The 13527-nt window shown below is 70.9% G+C and carries 14 protein-coding genes and 1 pseudogene; 12 read left to right on the top strand and 3 right to left on the bottom strand.

The window, feature by feature from the left end; all coding sequences use genetic code 11:
* Positions 1–72: 72 nt before the first annotated feature.
* The gene (locus tag ACQBAU_RS14290) at positions 73–912 is read right to left on the bottom strand and encodes a hypothetical protein (protein WP_465255999.1); all 840 of its coding nucleotides are present in this window, start codon (positions 910–912) and stop codon (positions 73–75) included.
* Positions 913–1007: 95 nt separating this feature from the next.
* Between ACQBAU_RS14290 and ACQBAU_RS14285 the strand changes: the two genes are divergently transcribed.
* The 3 genes from ACQBAU_RS14285 to ACQBAU_RS14275 all read left to right on the top strand — a co-directional run bounded on the left by ACQBAU_RS14285 (position 1008) and on the right by ACQBAU_RS14275 (position 4199).
* Positions 1008–1892 carry a biotin--[acetyl-CoA-carboxylase] ligase gene (locus tag ACQBAU_RS14285; protein WP_434548385.1) on the top strand — a complete coding sequence of 295 codons (885 nt, stop codon included), beginning with the start codon at positions 1008–1010 and terminating at the stop codon, positions 1890–1892.
* Between the two features lie 185 nt (positions 1893–2077).
* Positions 2078–3190: a tryptophan--tRNA ligase gene (gene trpS / locus ACQBAU_RS14280; RefSeq protein WP_465255998.1), complete on the top strand. Its 1113-nt coding sequence runs from the start codon at positions 2078–2080 to the stop codon at positions 3188–3190.
* A gap of 28 nt (positions 3191–3218) precedes the next feature.
* Positions 3219–4199: a ketopantoate reductase family protein gene (locus ACQBAU_RS14275; RefSeq protein WP_465255997.1), complete on the top strand. Its 981-nt coding sequence runs from the start codon at positions 3219–3221 to the stop codon at positions 4197–4199.
* Between the two features lie 71 nt (positions 4200–4270).
* Here the strand turns inward: ACQBAU_RS14275 and ACQBAU_RS14270 are convergent, their stop codons facing one another.
* Together ACQBAU_RS14270 and ACQBAU_RS14265 are read right to left on the bottom strand one after the other, a co-directional pair.
* The gene (locus ACQBAU_RS14270) at positions 4271–5245 is read right to left on the bottom strand and encodes an Hsp70 family protein (protein ID WP_465255996.1); all 975 of its coding nucleotides are present in this window, start codon (positions 5243–5245) and stop codon (positions 4271–4273) included.
* Positions 5246–5576: 331 nt separating this feature from the next.
* Positions 5577–5762: pseudogene (locus tag ACQBAU_RS14265) on the bottom strand (Hsp70 family protein); the annotation flags it as partial.
* A 144-nt stretch (positions 5763–5906) separates the two neighbouring features.
* Here ACQBAU_RS14265 and ACQBAU_RS14260 point away from each other — a divergent pair.
* The 9 genes from ACQBAU_RS14260 to ACQBAU_RS14220 all read left to right on the top strand — a co-directional run bounded on the left by ACQBAU_RS14260 (position 5907) and on the right by ACQBAU_RS14220 (position 13493).
* Entirely contained in the window at positions 5907–6434 is a 528-nt protein-coding gene (locus tag ACQBAU_RS14260; RefSeq protein ID WP_434548388.1) for a PH domain-containing protein, read from the top strand.
* Positions 6421–7233, top strand: coding sequence for an enoyl-CoA hydratase/isomerase family protein (locus tag ACQBAU_RS14255; protein WP_465255995.1), 813 nt, complete (start codon positions 6421–6423; stop codon positions 7231–7233). The genes ACQBAU_RS14260 and ACQBAU_RS14255 overlap by 14 nt, the downstream gene beginning before the upstream one ends.
* Positions 7234–7318: 85 nt before the next feature.
* Positions 7319–8491 carry a DUF6807 family protein gene (locus tag ACQBAU_RS14250; RefSeq protein ID WP_465255994.1) on the top strand — a complete coding sequence of 391 codons (1173 nt, stop codon included), beginning with the start codon at positions 7319–7321 and terminating at the stop codon, positions 8489–8491.
* A gap of 106 nt (positions 8492–8597) precedes the next feature.
* Positions 8598–9107, top strand: a complete 510-nt coding sequence (locus ACQBAU_RS14245) for a GtrA family protein (RefSeq protein WP_465255993.1) — start codon at positions 8598–8600, stop codon at positions 9105–9107.
* Between the two features lie 119 nt (positions 9108–9226).
* The gene (locus ACQBAU_RS14240) at positions 9227–10336 is read left to right on the top strand and encodes a 5-(carboxyamino)imidazole ribonucleotide synthase (RefSeq protein WP_465259513.1); all 1110 of its coding nucleotides are present in this window, start codon (positions 9227–9229) and stop codon (positions 10334–10336) included.
* 180 nt (positions 10337–10516) lie between these two features.
* The gene (locus tag ACQBAU_RS14235) at positions 10517–11431 is read left to right on the top strand and encodes a peptidoglycan-binding protein (protein ID WP_434548392.1); all 915 of its coding nucleotides are present in this window, start codon (positions 10517–10519) and stop codon (positions 11429–11431) included.
* A gap of 108 nt (positions 11432–11539) precedes the next feature.
* Entirely contained in the window at positions 11540–12007 is a 468-nt protein-coding gene (locus tag ACQBAU_RS14230; protein WP_434548393.1) for a VOC family protein, read from the top strand.
* A gap of 191 nt (positions 12008–12198) precedes the next feature.
* Positions 12199–12714 carry a 5-(carboxyamino)imidazole ribonucleotide mutase gene (gene purE / locus ACQBAU_RS14225; RefSeq protein ID WP_434548394.1) on the top strand — a complete coding sequence of 172 codons (516 nt, stop codon included), beginning with the start codon at positions 12199–12201 and terminating at the stop codon, positions 12712–12714.
* Positions 12711–13493: an EI24 domain-containing protein gene (locus ACQBAU_RS14220; protein ID WP_434548395.1), complete on the top strand. Its 783-nt coding sequence runs from the start codon at positions 12711–12713 to the stop codon at positions 13491–13493. Before purE ends, ACQBAU_RS14220 begins: the two co-directional genes overlap by 4 nt.
* The last annotated feature ends 34 nt before the right edge of the window (positions 13494–13527 follow it).

Below are 13527 nucleotides of genomic sequence, written 5' to 3'. Positions count from 1 at the left end.
GCCTGAGCGACACAGCTGGAGCTGACGTCCACGTGTGTCGCTGTGGCGCCCGATTTTACGAGCGTGACCCGGTTACGGGCGGTCGATCCGGTAGTGCAGCCGCAGCGCCGGGACGCCGCAGAACCGGAGCCAGTGGTCGGTCCGCAGCACACCCTCGTCGTCGACGAACACGTGGAACGTCTCGGCCAACGGCGGCATCGCCGCCCACCACCGATCCTTCGACCGGACCATGACGTACGCACCGTCGTGGCCGAACCGATGGGACCGCGAGCGGAGCCACAGCGACCCGTCGTCGCCGACCCGGGGCGTCAGCATCACGTGCACCGCACCCTCCTCCAGCGGGAACGCCACCGACACGTGCGGCTGTGGGCTGCCCGGTACCCGGCCCACCCGGTAGAAGCCGCTGAACACCGTCGACCCGTCGGAGCGCAGCGTCCGCAGCCAGGCGGTGCCACGATGCCCGCCCGGCACGTCGTCCACGCCGCGGACGGCACTGGTCATCCCGCGGCTCACCGCCAGCGGCTGCACCGGAAGCGCCAGTTGCTTCACCCGGCGGCCGAAGAATCGGGCGATCAGCTCACCGCCGGGGGCCAACAGCGGGCTCCACTGGGTCCACACGTCCATCCGATGTGCGGCGGTCCGCTCGTAGAACGTCCGCACCTGCGGGGCGACCCGTTCGGCCGCGAACCGTGGCCCGTCGAGGGCGGCGAGATCGGGCACCAGGCCCGCCACCTCACCGTCGGGTCGGGCCAGCCCGGCGCTCACCAGGTCGTCGAGCCAGGCGTCGCCGACCTCGCCCCGCCGGTTCGTCGGTGCCTGCAGCCAGGATTCGGTGCCGGCGGGATCGATCCGCCGACCGGTGAGTCGCCACCACTGCCGGGTCGCGAGGTCGAGCAGACTCCACGGCTGCACCACGGGCTCCCTTCGCTGCGCCGACCCTCTGCTGCTGCGACCGTACGGACGATCGGGGCGATCGGGGCGATCGGAGGTGAGCGTACGCTGACGCGGTGCCCAGCCCCGAGGAAGCCCGACCGTACGACCCCGGCGTCACCGGCGACGTCCCCGTGGTGGACCGCGACCGGCTGGCGGCTGTGCTGCTCGCCGAGGGAGCCGACGCCGGACGTGGCCCCAAGGTGTTCGCCGGTGTCAACGCGGTCGCCGAGACCGGGTCGACGAATGCCGACCTCGCTGCCGTCGCCCGCACCGTGACGCCGGGCGGGGACGAACGGCCAGGGCCACGACTGCTGGTCGCCGACCACCAGACGGCCGGGCGGGGTCGCCGCGGCCGCGGCTGGAGTGCCGACCCCGGCACCTCACAGGCGATCTCGGTGTTGTGGTGGCCCACCCGGACCGACCGCTGGTCGTGGCTGCCGCTGCTCACCGGGCTGGCGGTCTGTGATGCGGTCCGAGCCGTCGGCGTCCCGGCCGGACTCAAGTGGCCCAATGACGTCGTGGTCCCCGACTCCGACGGGACGACGGGCAAGCTGGCCGGGTTGTTGGCCGAACGGGCCGAGACCCCGGCCGGACCGGCGTGTGTCCTGGGCATCGGACTCAACACCACCGCCGACCGTGATCAACTCCCGGTCCCGACGGCCACCTCGTTGGCCCTGGCCGGGGCGGCTCCGTTCGACGTGACCGCAGTCGTGATCGACCTGGTGTCCCGGCTGGTGGGTCTGTTGCAGGCCTGGCAGTCCGGGACCGCCGACCACCTGCTGGCCGAACGGTACGCCGACCGCAGCAGCACCCTCGGCCGCCGCGTCCGGGCCGACCTCGGCACCGAACGGATCGAAGGCGAAGCGGTCCGGATCGACGCCGACGGGGGACTGGTGCTGCAGGTCGGCGGACGGGAGCGGACGGTGGTGGCCGGCGACGTGGTCCACCTCCGCTGGTGACCGCCGGTGTAGGGTGGCCGACATGATCAAGGGCAGGCAGAACTGGTGGTGGCGTCAACCGATGACGCCTCACCACTGCGTGTCCTGACACACCTCAGGAAATCCCACCAGGCCGAGTCGTCACGACTCGGCCTTCATGCTTTCGTGGCCCGTGGCGTGACGACACACTCACCACAGGAGCCACCATGACCAACCTGATCACCGAGTCCCTACCCAGCCCAGAGCCGCCCCACCCGGAGCTCTCCAGCACGGTGGAACGCTCCCGACTCGAGGCCCAGCGACGCTCCGACCTGGTCGCCGAACGGGTGCGCACCGAACCCGCGTCGTTGTGCGTCCTGACCGGCGATCGGCCGACCGGGCCGCTGCACCTGGGACACCTGTTCGGCAGCCTCGGCAACCGGGTTCGGCTGCAGCAGGCCGGTGTCCCGACCATGATCATCATCGCCGACTACCAGGTGATCACCGACCGGGCCGGCACGGACCGGATCGCCGAGCACGTTCGTGACATCGTCTGTGACCAGCTCGCCGTCGGCATCGACCCGGCGAAGAGCACGATGTTCACCCACAGTGCGATCCCGGAGCTGAACCAGCTGTTGCTGCCGTTCCTGTCGTTGATCAGCATCGCCGAGCTGCAGCGCAACCCGACGGTCAAGGCGGAGGCGGCCGCGGCGGGCATCTCCGCAATATCGGGGTTGCTGCTCACCTACCCGGTCCACCAGGCCGCCGACATCCTCGGCGTCGGTGGCACCGTGGTGCCGGTCGGCCTGGACCAGCTGCCCCACCTGGAGGTCACCCGGCTGTTGGTCCGCCGGTTCACCGAGGCGTACGGGCCGTGCTTCACCGCCCCGGAGGCCCTGTTGTCCGAAGCGCCGGTGGTGCTCGGCATCGACGGCACGAAGATGAGCAAGAGCCGTGGCAACGCGATCGAGTTGCGGCACACCGCCGACGAGACGGCCGCGCTGATCCGACGGGCCCGGACCGATTCCGACAGGCGAATCACGTACGACCCGCAGCGGCGGCCCGAGGTGTCGAACCTGGTGTTGATCACCTCGCTGTGCACCGGCGAGGAACCCCGAGCGATCGCCGAGCGGATCGGTGACGGCGGAGCCGGGGCGCTGAAGCAGCTCACGATCGCGGCGGTCAACGAGCACCTGGCACCGATCCGGGCCCGACGCCGCGAACTGGCGGCGGTCGGGGACGACGTGTTGCAGGTGGTCCGCGACGGCAACGTCGTCGCCCGTGCCCGTGCCACCGCGACACTGGATCGGGTCACCGAGGCGATGGGGATGATCTACTGACCGAACCAGACTCACGAGAGGGACGACCATGCGATTCGTGGTGTACGGAGCCGGAGCGGTCGGCGGCGTCATCGGCGGCAACCTGGCGGCGTCAGGTCAAGAGGTCGCACTGATCGCCCGGGGTGATCAACTCACCGCCCTGGGTGCCGACGGGTTGGAACTGGTCTCGGCCGCGGGCAGCCGACGATTCCGGCTCCCGTCGTACGGCTGTCCCGACGAGCTCGACTGGCGCGACGACGACGTGGTGATCATCACCGTGAAGGGTCAACACACCACCGAGGTGGCCACCGCGCTCGCCGCGGTCGCACCGCCCACCATCACCGTGGTCGCAGGCCAGAACGGGGTCGCCAACGAACGGGTGCTGTTGCGTCACTTCGCTTCGGTGTTGGGGATGTGGGTGATGTTGCCGGCCACGAACCTGTCGCCGGGTCGGGTCGGGCAGCACGCCCATCCGGTCCCCGGCATCCTCGACGTCGGCCGCTACCCGCACGGGACGACGAAGGTCGCCGAGACGGTGGCCGCAGCACTCACCGAGGCCGGCTTCGCTTCGGTGCCGCGCCCCGACATCATGCGGTGGAAGTACCGCAAGCTGATCGGCAACCTGGGCAACGCCATCGATGCCCTGTGCATCCCCGGCGATGACGCCAAGGAGCTCGCCCGGGTCGTCCGTACGGAGGCGGCCGACCTGCTCGCCCGGTTGGGCATCGACGTGGCGACCGAGGAGGAGGCCCAGGCACGACGCGGTGACCTGATGCAGTACCACCGGCTCGCCGAGGTCCCCGAGTCCGGGTCATCGACATGGCAGAGCCTGGCCCGTGGCACCGGCAACACCGAGGTGGCCCACCTCAACGGCGAGATCGTGCTGCTCGCCCGGGAACATGATCAACTCGCTCCCGCGAACGAGCTGTTGTGCCACGAACTCCTGGCGGCGACCAAGGCCGGCACCGAACCACGGTCGATCAACGCCGCCACCCTGCTCGATCGGCCGGGAGTGCGTGACTCGGCCTGATCGTGCCGCGGTTCGGCCTGCCCCCTGGCCGGTGGCAGGTCACGGGTCGCCCGTTGATCACGACCTGTTGATCATGAAACCGGCGAGCCGCCGCGGAGCTCCACCGTCCGGGTGTGGCCCGAGTCGAGGTCGGTGATCGTCACGGTCACCAGGCCGTCCTCGCCCACCGTGCAGCTCTCCTCGACCCGGGGCCCGGCGTGGGTACGGGTCACCGGGAGCCCGGCCAGCTCGGTCTCGTCGAGGTGCTGCAGCTCCGGGCGGAACGGCATCCGGACCTCACCGATCGGGATCAGCTCGGTGTCGCGGCCCGGCGCCACCCCGCCGGCACGCTCGGCGTACCGGAACCACCCGATGTCATGAGCTGCCCGGTAGCGGTGGACCACCGGCGCGCCACCGGGCACGGTGTCGGGGTGGAGCAGCGGCTCGAACACGATCCGGTCGCCCGCGGCACCCTCACGGAAGATGCCGACCTCCCGGCCGGTCCGGTCGGTCAGCGAGTACCCGGACCCGGGGTCGGCGGCGATCGCGAGCCCGATGGCGGTCGAGGCGGCCGGATGCGGCGACCGGTGGACCCGGCGCCCGAATCGCTCCCGGAGCAGCCGCGGCACGAGCGGCAGGCCACTCCCGCCGCCCACCAGGTAGATCCCGGCCAGGTCGTCCAGCGAATCCGCCGTACCGTCCACCAGCGGAGCCATCGTCTCCAGGGTCTGCTCGACCAACGGCGCGACAGCATCGCGGACCCGGTGGATCGGCACCGTGACCGGGGTGTCGTCGTGCTCGACGGTGATCCGCCGGGTCTGCGGGGTGATCATCTCCTTGGCCAGCCGGCACTGCTCCAACAGTGCGGCGTCGACGCCCGACGCCTCAGCGTCCAGTTCGGCGAGCACCAGGTCGGCGATCGCCCGGTCGACGTCGTCGCCGCCGAGGTCGTGGCGACCCCGGGAGGCGATGACGTGGTGGGCGGCGTCGTCCACGGTGATCAGCGAGGCGTCGAAGGTGCCGCCACCGAGGTCGTACACCAACACCTTGGTCCGCCGCGACGACACCGTACGGCGTTGCCGATGGGTGTACTCGAACCCGGCCGCCGACGGCTCGTTGACCAGGCCGCGGAATTCCGAACCCGGCCCGCCGGAACGCCTCCAGGGTCAGGAAACGCTGCGCACTGTGGGCGTGCGCCGGGACCGCGACCATGGTGGCCGGAGGGTCGTCACCCCAGCCGTCCAGGTTGGACGCCGTCCGCAACGCCGTCAGCAGGTGGGCCAGGAAGCCGGTGACCAGGTCGAGCACCCCGAACTCCTGGTCGCCCAGGGCGACCGTGGTGTCCGGACGGACCCACGCGGACGCCAGGTGACGCTTCAGCGACCGCAACACCGGGGCACCGGCGAGCCCGGCGGTGTGCGCGTCGAAGCCGTACCGCAGCTCCTGATCGGTCAGCGCGACCAGGGACGGGACGTGGTCGTGGGAGTCGCCCTCGGCGTCGGTGAAGCTGATCACCGGGTAGTTGCCGCGATCGACCACCGCCACGATCGTGCGGGTCGTGCCGAAGTCGACTCCGATTTCCATGTCGGCAAGGGTATGGCCGGTGGGTGAACCGTGGGAGTCACGGGGATGACCAGCAGTGAGCTGTGACGACCTCCAGACTCTCGACCCCACACTCTCGCCCCGCACTCTCGACCCACGCGGCCCCGCGTGGAAGCATGGCTGGTCATGGGACTACCGGACCGACTGCTCGGCGACGGCGAGTACGTGGCGCTGCACCTGCGCACCCATCCGAAGCGGCTGATCGGACCGGCCCTGCTGCTCATCCTGCTCGGCGGCTTGGTCGGCGTCGCGTTGGCCCTGCTGCCGCCGGCGACACAGCCGATCGGCTGGATCGTGGTGGTGGTCGTGGCGGTGGTGCTGGTCGTCTGGTTGGTGATCGTCCCGTTCCTGCGTTGGCTCACCACCACCTTCAGCGTCACCAACCGGCGGATCATCACCCGGCGCGGCATCGTCAACCAGATCGGCCACGACCTGCCACTGGTCCGCATCAACGACGTGTCGTACGAACGGGGCCTGGTCGACCGGGTGCTGGGTTGCGGCACCCTCAACATCCGCACCGCCTCCGACCAGGGCCCGGTGGTGCTGCCCGACGTCCCCGACGTGGAGCGCGTCCACGTCGAGATCACCGAGCTGCTGTTCGAGTCCACGAACCCCCAGTTCTCCCGTGAGGAGCCATCCGATGACCACCCGTGACGCCACGCCCCCTGCTGCCACGACCCCAAGGTCGGTACGCCTCGAGCGCCCGTCGGACCACGTCGCCGAACTGGTGCTGGACCGGCCGGAGGCGTTGAACGCGATCTCCACCGCCCACGCCCGCGCGATCGGTGCCGCCTGTGCCGAGCTCACCGACGACGACCGGGTCCGGGTGGTACTGCTCACCAGCACCAGCGACCAGGCGTTCAGCGTCGGCGCCGACCTGAAGGAGCGGCGCGGCATGTCCACCGAACAGTTGCTGCAGCAGCGCCAGGTCACCCGCACCGCCTACCGCGGAGTGCTCGGGCTTCCGATGCCCGTGGTCGCGGTCGTGGAGGGGTACGCCTTGGGCGGCGGATTCGAGCTTGCGCTCGCCTGCGACCTGATCGTGGCCGCCACCACCGCCACCTTCGGGTTGCCGGAGGTGGGCGTCGGGATCGTCCCCGGAGGTGGCGGCACCCAGCTGCTGACCCGCCGACTCGGCTACAACGCAGCGGCCGACATCATCCTGACCGGCCGCCAGCTCGACGCGGCCGAGGCGAAGTCGTACGGCATCGTCGACCGGCTGACCGAGCCGGGCGCGGCCCGTACGGTCGCCGCCGAGTTGGCCGACCGATTGGCGTCGCGCTCGCCGGTCGCGGTGCGGCAGGCCAAGATCGCGATGCGGCACGGGCTGGACCTCCCACTGGCCGAGGGCCTGCAGATCGAGGAGCGGGCCTGGGAGAACGCGATCAGCTCCGCCGACCGGGTCGAGGGCGTGGCCGCCTTCGTCGAGAAGCGCGAACCACGTTGGGGCTGACCGGTTGCCGCCGACCGGGTGACGCTAGGGTCGCAGCTTCGAACACGCTCACCGCAACACCCGACCACAGCAAGGGGCACTGACCGTGACCATCGTCGTCGAGGCCGGAGACCTGGCCCGCCGTTCCCCACTTGTGCGCGTACCCTTCGGCCCCGGTCCGGTGCCGGCCGCCGTACGCGACACCGACAGCGGACAGGTGCTGCCCGTCCAGGCCGATCCGCTGACCGGTGAGGGCGTCTTCATCGCGGTCGGTAACCTGTCGGCCGGGCAGTCGCGGAGCTACCAGGAGACCGACGAACCGGCCACGGCCGCCCATCCGGCGTCGGCGGTGGTCAAGCTCGACCGGGTGGTGCTGCAGGTCGGCGGTGCCCGTTTCGCCGACTACCTGGTCGCCGGCGGCCGTCGCCCGTACTTCTGGCCCGTGGTCAGTTCGACCGGCGCCAGTGTCGTCCGTGGCCAGGGGTCCGCCGACCACCCGCACCACACCGGTCTGGCCATCAGCTACGGCGGGCACAGCGAGGCCGGGGCGACCAACATCTGGTCGGACTGGGACGAGCCGCCGTACGGGCCCGGCGGCCGGATGGTGCACCGCGGGTTCCGGCGGGTCACCACCGGTGCGGTGTACGGCGAAATCGTGCAGGACCTCACCTACCTCACCTCCGACGGCGACGCGTTCGCCGACGAGGTCCGCACGATCCGCTGGTGGTTCAGCGACGACGACCAACGATTCCTCGACTTCCACTCCGAGGTGTCCCGGGTCGCCGACCAAGGGAACGGTCCCTTCCTGCTGATGGCGCGCACCCCCGAGGCGATGGGCGTCCCCGAGACCGGCCGGGTGTCCAACTCGGCCGACGCCGCCACCCCGGAGCGGGTGTACCGGGTCGAGGACCGCTACCGTGCCGCCTGGACCGACGCGTCTGGCCCCAGCGGCGGACGCCCGCCGGAGGCGCCGTCCGGCCCGCCCGAGGACCTGCCCGACCTGCGGGCCGACGCCGCCCAGTACCGCAGCGTCGGCGACGGTCCGTGGCACGGCATCAGCGTCCTCGACCATCCGGACAACGACGGGTTCCCCAACGTGGTGGGCAAGTACGCGATGGTGCAGCAGATCACCCAGGCGCACTATCCGCCGGCTGCGGCGCCGCAGGGGCCGTTCAGTTTCCGTACCCGGGTGCTGGTCCATGGCGGCGACGCCGTGCAGGCCCAGGTGGCCGACGTCGCCGCCGACTACGCCACGCCCAGCAGCGTCCGCCTCGCCTGAATCGCAACGGCACGACCGGACCGATCCGCATCGGGTGGCGCGGTCGGCGGCGCCGGGCACGTACCCTGTCGGGGTGCCAGTGCCCGATGCATCCGACAGTCCCGGCGTGACCCCTGCCGCGACCACCCCGGAGCCGACCGGCGAGGGCGGTGGATCGCATCCGGCCGACGACCGTCACCACCGGCTGTCGACGCAACTCGTCCGGTTCGTGATCACCGGCTGCCTGTCGGCGGTCGTCGACTTCGGGCTGCTCAACCTGTTGATGTTGGTGTTCGGCTGGGACCACACCCCGGCCAAGGCGGTCTCCTTCGTCGCCGGCACGGCCACCGCGTACGCGATCAACCGCCGCTGGACCTTCCGTGCGGAAGCCTCGACCAAGCGGTTCCTCGCCACGATGATCCTGTACGGCATCACCTTCGTGGTGCAGGTCGGGCTGTACGCGGTGCTCTTCCCGCTGTTCAGTCAACTCAACACCCCCGACGGTGCGGCGCTCCCGGTGCCGGTGGTGAACGTGATCGCGTTCGTGATCGCCCAGGGCGTGGCCACCACGGCAAACTTCATCGTGCAGCGTACGGTGATCTTCCGGCTGCAGCACCCCGAGGAGTCCGGCCGGTAGGGTTGCCGGTCGTGACCACCACACCTGAGGCACCGGCGGCCGCCGGGACGACCCCGGACCCGCTGGCCAGCCCCCGACGCCACACCGTCGGGATCATCGGCGGCGGCCAGCTCGCCCGGATGATGTACACCGCGTCGATCCCGCTCGGGATCCAGCTGCGGCTGTTGGCCACCGACCCCGGCGAGTCCGCCGCCCAGGTGTTCGCCGACGTGTCGATCGGGCAGCACACCGACCCCGACGCCGTACGGGCCTTCGCCGCCGGCTGCGACGTCGTCACCTTCGACCACGAGCACGTGCCCACCGACATCCTGCGGGGACTGGCCGCCGAGGGCATCGCCGTCCGGCCCGGACCGGACGCGCTGGTGCACGCCCAGGACAAGGCCGTGATGCGGGAACGACTGACCGCACTGGGGGCACCGTGCCCGGCGCACCGTGTGGTCGGCGGCGTCGCCGACCTGGTCGCCTTCGGTGACGAGCACGGCTGGCCGATGATCGCGAAGGCGTCCCGTGGTGGGTACGACGGCAAGGGCGTGTGGAAGCTCGACTCGGCCGAGCGGGCCACCGCCGAGGCTCCGGCCATCCTGGCCGGACTGCCGGCCGGGGCGGTGCTGGTCGCCGAGGAGTTCGTCGACTTCGCCCGCGAACTGTCGGCGCTGGTCGTCCGGTCCCCGTCCGGGCAGGCCGTCGCCTACCCGATCTCGGAGTCGGTGCAGCGCGACGGGATCTGCGTCGAGACCGTCACCCCGGCCCCCGGACTCACCCCAGACCAGGCCGTGGCCGCCCAACAGCTCGCCCTGCGACTGGCCCACGAGCTCGACGTGATCGGCGTGCTGGCCGTCGAGCTGATGGAGCGCCGCGACGGGTCGGTGGTGGTCAACGAACTGGCGATGCGGCCGCACAACACCGGCCACTGGTCGATCGACGGGGCGCACACCTCGCAGTTCGAGAACCACCTGCGGGCGGTGCTCGACCTGCCGTTGGGCGACCCGACGCCGCGACAGCGCTGGACCGTGATGTGCAACGTCCTCGGCGGCAGTGTCGCCGACCTGCCGTCGGCGTTGTTGCACAGCTTCGCCCGGGACCGTCGGCTCCGCGTCGAGTTCTACGGCAAGGAGGTCCGGCCCGGCCGCAAGGTCGGTCACGTCAGCTGCTTCGGTGACGACCTCGAGCAGGTCCGCAAGCGGGCCCACCATGCTGCCGACTACCTGATGGGAACCATCGGCACCTGACCGGGGAGGGACGCGGGGTCGCCGGACCAGGGCTCGCGGTCGACCTGCCGCAAGCGGCAACGCGAGTCGGACGAGGGTGGCCCGGCGGGTCACTAGCGTCGCCACCGAGGCCACAACCGGGGTGCGATCCCGTACCCGCGCGCGGGCCCTGCCGTATTCCTCCGCGAAAGGATTCCCCCGATGTTCAACCGTCGATCGCTGCTCCTGGGCTCTGCTGCCCTGGGCGCCGGAGTGCTGGGCGCCGGAGTCGTCGCTCCGGCCTCGCACGCCAGTCTCCCCACCTCCGCCACCTCCGGCTTCCCGGTTGCCAAGAAGGGGGTTCCCCGGAGCGGCAACGTGAAGTACATCCAGGCCCGGCTGGGCATCACGATCGACGGTTCCTTCGGCCCCGACACGCACAACGCCGTCGTCAGCTTCCAGGGCTCCAAGGGCCTGGAGAAGGACGGCATCGTCGGCCCGCAGACCTGGGCACGGTTGCTCGACGTGGTCCGCCGGGGCAGCTCCGGCCGCGTCGTGAAGGGCCTGCAGGTGAAGCTTGGCGGCCTGTCGTGGGACGGCGAGTTCGGCCCGGCGACCGAGGCGAAGGTGAAGGACTACCAGGGCAGGCACGGCCTGACCAAGGACGGGATCGTCGGGGCGCAGACCTGGGGCAAGCTGATGGGCGCCAGCAGTGGTGGCGGTGGCGGCCGGGGTCCGAACCCCAAGGGCACCTACACCAACGGTCGGATGCCGTCCTCGGCGCTCGCCCACGTCGGCTTCGGCAACTGGCGGATGTCGACGTACTGCATCGACGACTTCAAGCGACTGAACTCCGCGTTCCGCGGCCGGTTCGGCATCAACCTGCCGATCTCGGGCAGCATGTCGGCGTACCGCACCTACGACCAGCAGGTCTACCTGTGGAACGAGTACCAGGCCGGTCGCGGCAACCTGGCGGCCCGACCCGGCACCTCGAACCACGGCTGGGGCCTGGCCTGTGACATCGCGGTCGCCCCGTACGGGTCGACCAAGTACAACTGGCTGAACGCCAACGCGCCGAGCTACGGCTTCAACGACGACGTCGGCGGCGAGCCGTGGCACTGGGCGTACCAGCGCTGACCGGCGTCCGGTAGGGAATAGTTGTACTGACAACTTAGTTGTCCTCCATGAGGCACTTCCGCCCGGCGGCTCCCGCGGCCGCCGGGCACCCACCACCTGGAGGACGACATGACCCTGACCGCCGACGCCGCCACCTCATCGCGCAACCACGAGGCCATCACCGGTCGTCCGGCGACCGACCTGCTGCCCGCGGGGCTGGCGATGGGCATGGTCACGCTCAGGACCGTCCACCTGCAGGTCGGCGACGTCGAGACCGCGAGGGCGTTCTACGTCGACGAGCTCGGTTTCGAGTCGACCGCGAGGCTGGGCCGGTCGGCGCTGTTCGTCTCGGCGGGCGGCTACCACCACCACATGGCGATGAACACCTGGAACTCCACCGGTGTCGGGCCGCGCCGCAACACCCTCGGGCTGGGCAGCGTCGACATCGAGCTCCCTCCGGGCGAGGGGCTCGGTGCGGTCGAGGACCGACTCCGCACCGCCGGTCGCACCACCCGGCGGACCGATCGTGGCCTGGAGGTCCGGGACCCCTGGCGCACCCTGCTGGTGCTGTCCGAGGCCGCCGGCGCCGATCGGTGACCTGACGGTGCCGATCAGGTGACCCGGGCCGTACCGAATCGCGGCGATTTCGAGGTGATGGCCGCGTCAGTGGCAGATCAGGGTGAAATCGACGGGTTTCGGTACCGGAGTGACGGCCGCCGACGCCCGATCGGCCCCCTCGGTCCCGCTACGCTGGACGGGTACAGCACGCAGCGAGGAGAGGTGGCCGCATGGCCGGACAGCAGGCCCGCGTCGGGGTCGTCATGGGGTCGGACTCGGACTGGCCGGTGATGGCGGCGGCAGCCACCGCGTGCGAGGAGTTCGGCATCGCCCACGAGGCTGACGTGGTGTCGGCCCACCGGATGCCGGAGGCGATGGTCGAGTACGGCAGGACCGCCCACGACCGTGGCCTCGAGGTGATCATTGCCGGTGCCGGCGGGGCGGCCCACCTGCCGGGGATGCTGGCCGCGCTCACCCCACTGCCGGTGATCGGCGTCCCGGTGCCGCTGAAGTACCTCGACGGGATGGACTCCCTGTTGTCGATCGTGCAGATGCCGGCCGGGGTGCCGGTCGCCACCGTCGCGATCGGCAATGCGCGCAATGCCGGGCTGCTGGCCGTACGGATACTGGCCGCCGGTGACCCCGAGCTCACCCGCGCCATGATCACCTTCCAGGACGAGCTGCGGCAGGCCGCCGAGGCGAAGGGCGAGAAGGTTCGCGCCGCGCAGGGTGAGGTGACCAGGTGATCTCCCAAGTGCTCTCCGGGTTCGGTCACCTCACGCGCGGTCTGTCGCTGGTGCTGACACGTCCCCGGCTGTTCGTGCTCGGCATGGTGCCGCCGTTCGTCGTGTCGCTGCTGATGGGCGCCGGGCTGTTGGTGTTGATCTTCAACCTGGGAGACCTGACCCTGCTGGCCACCGGCTACGCCGACGGCACGCTACGGGAGGTGTTGCGGGTCGCGATCGGCATCGTGATCATGGTGATGGGAATGCTGCTGATGGTGATCACGTACTCCTCGATCACCCTCACCGTCGGGGCTCCCGTCTACGACAAGATCTCCGAGCTGGTCGAGCGGGAGTGCGGCGGGGTGGCCGATCCGGTCGAGGAGAAGTTGGGCCGCTCGATGCTGCGGGCCGTCCGGCAGTCGGTGACGGTGCTCGCGATCTCCGTCGGGCTGGCGATCCCGCTGTTCCTGATCGGCTTCATCCCGGCGATCGGGGGCATCATCAGCGGCATCGGGTCGGCCCTCGTCGGCGGGACCATGATCGTCCTCGAACTCACCGGCGGCACCTTCGACCGTCGCGGCCGGACCAGCCTGCGGGAGAAGTACGCCCTCACGTCCGCCCGGCGCCTGCAGACGTTGGGCTTCGGCATCCCGGTGTTCTGGTTGTTCTCGCTGCCACTGGTGTCGGTCGTCGCCTTCCCGGCCGCGATCGCCGGTGCCACCCTCTTGGCCCGCGGGCTGGTCGGCGAGTCGACCGAGGTCGCGTCCCGGCGTACGGCCCCGGCAAGGCCCGGCGTGTAGCACCGCCCCGAACCCGTCGGTTCGGTGGTCCGGG

The organism is Carbonicoccus niuqiaonis (assembly GCF_050157065.1).
GTDB lineage: Bacteria > Actinomycetota > Actinomycetes > Propionibacteriales > Propionibacteriaceae > Avipropionibacterium.
The sequence above is the reverse complement of the archived record's forward strand: the minus strand, read 5'-3'. Positions and strand labels throughout refer to the sequence as shown.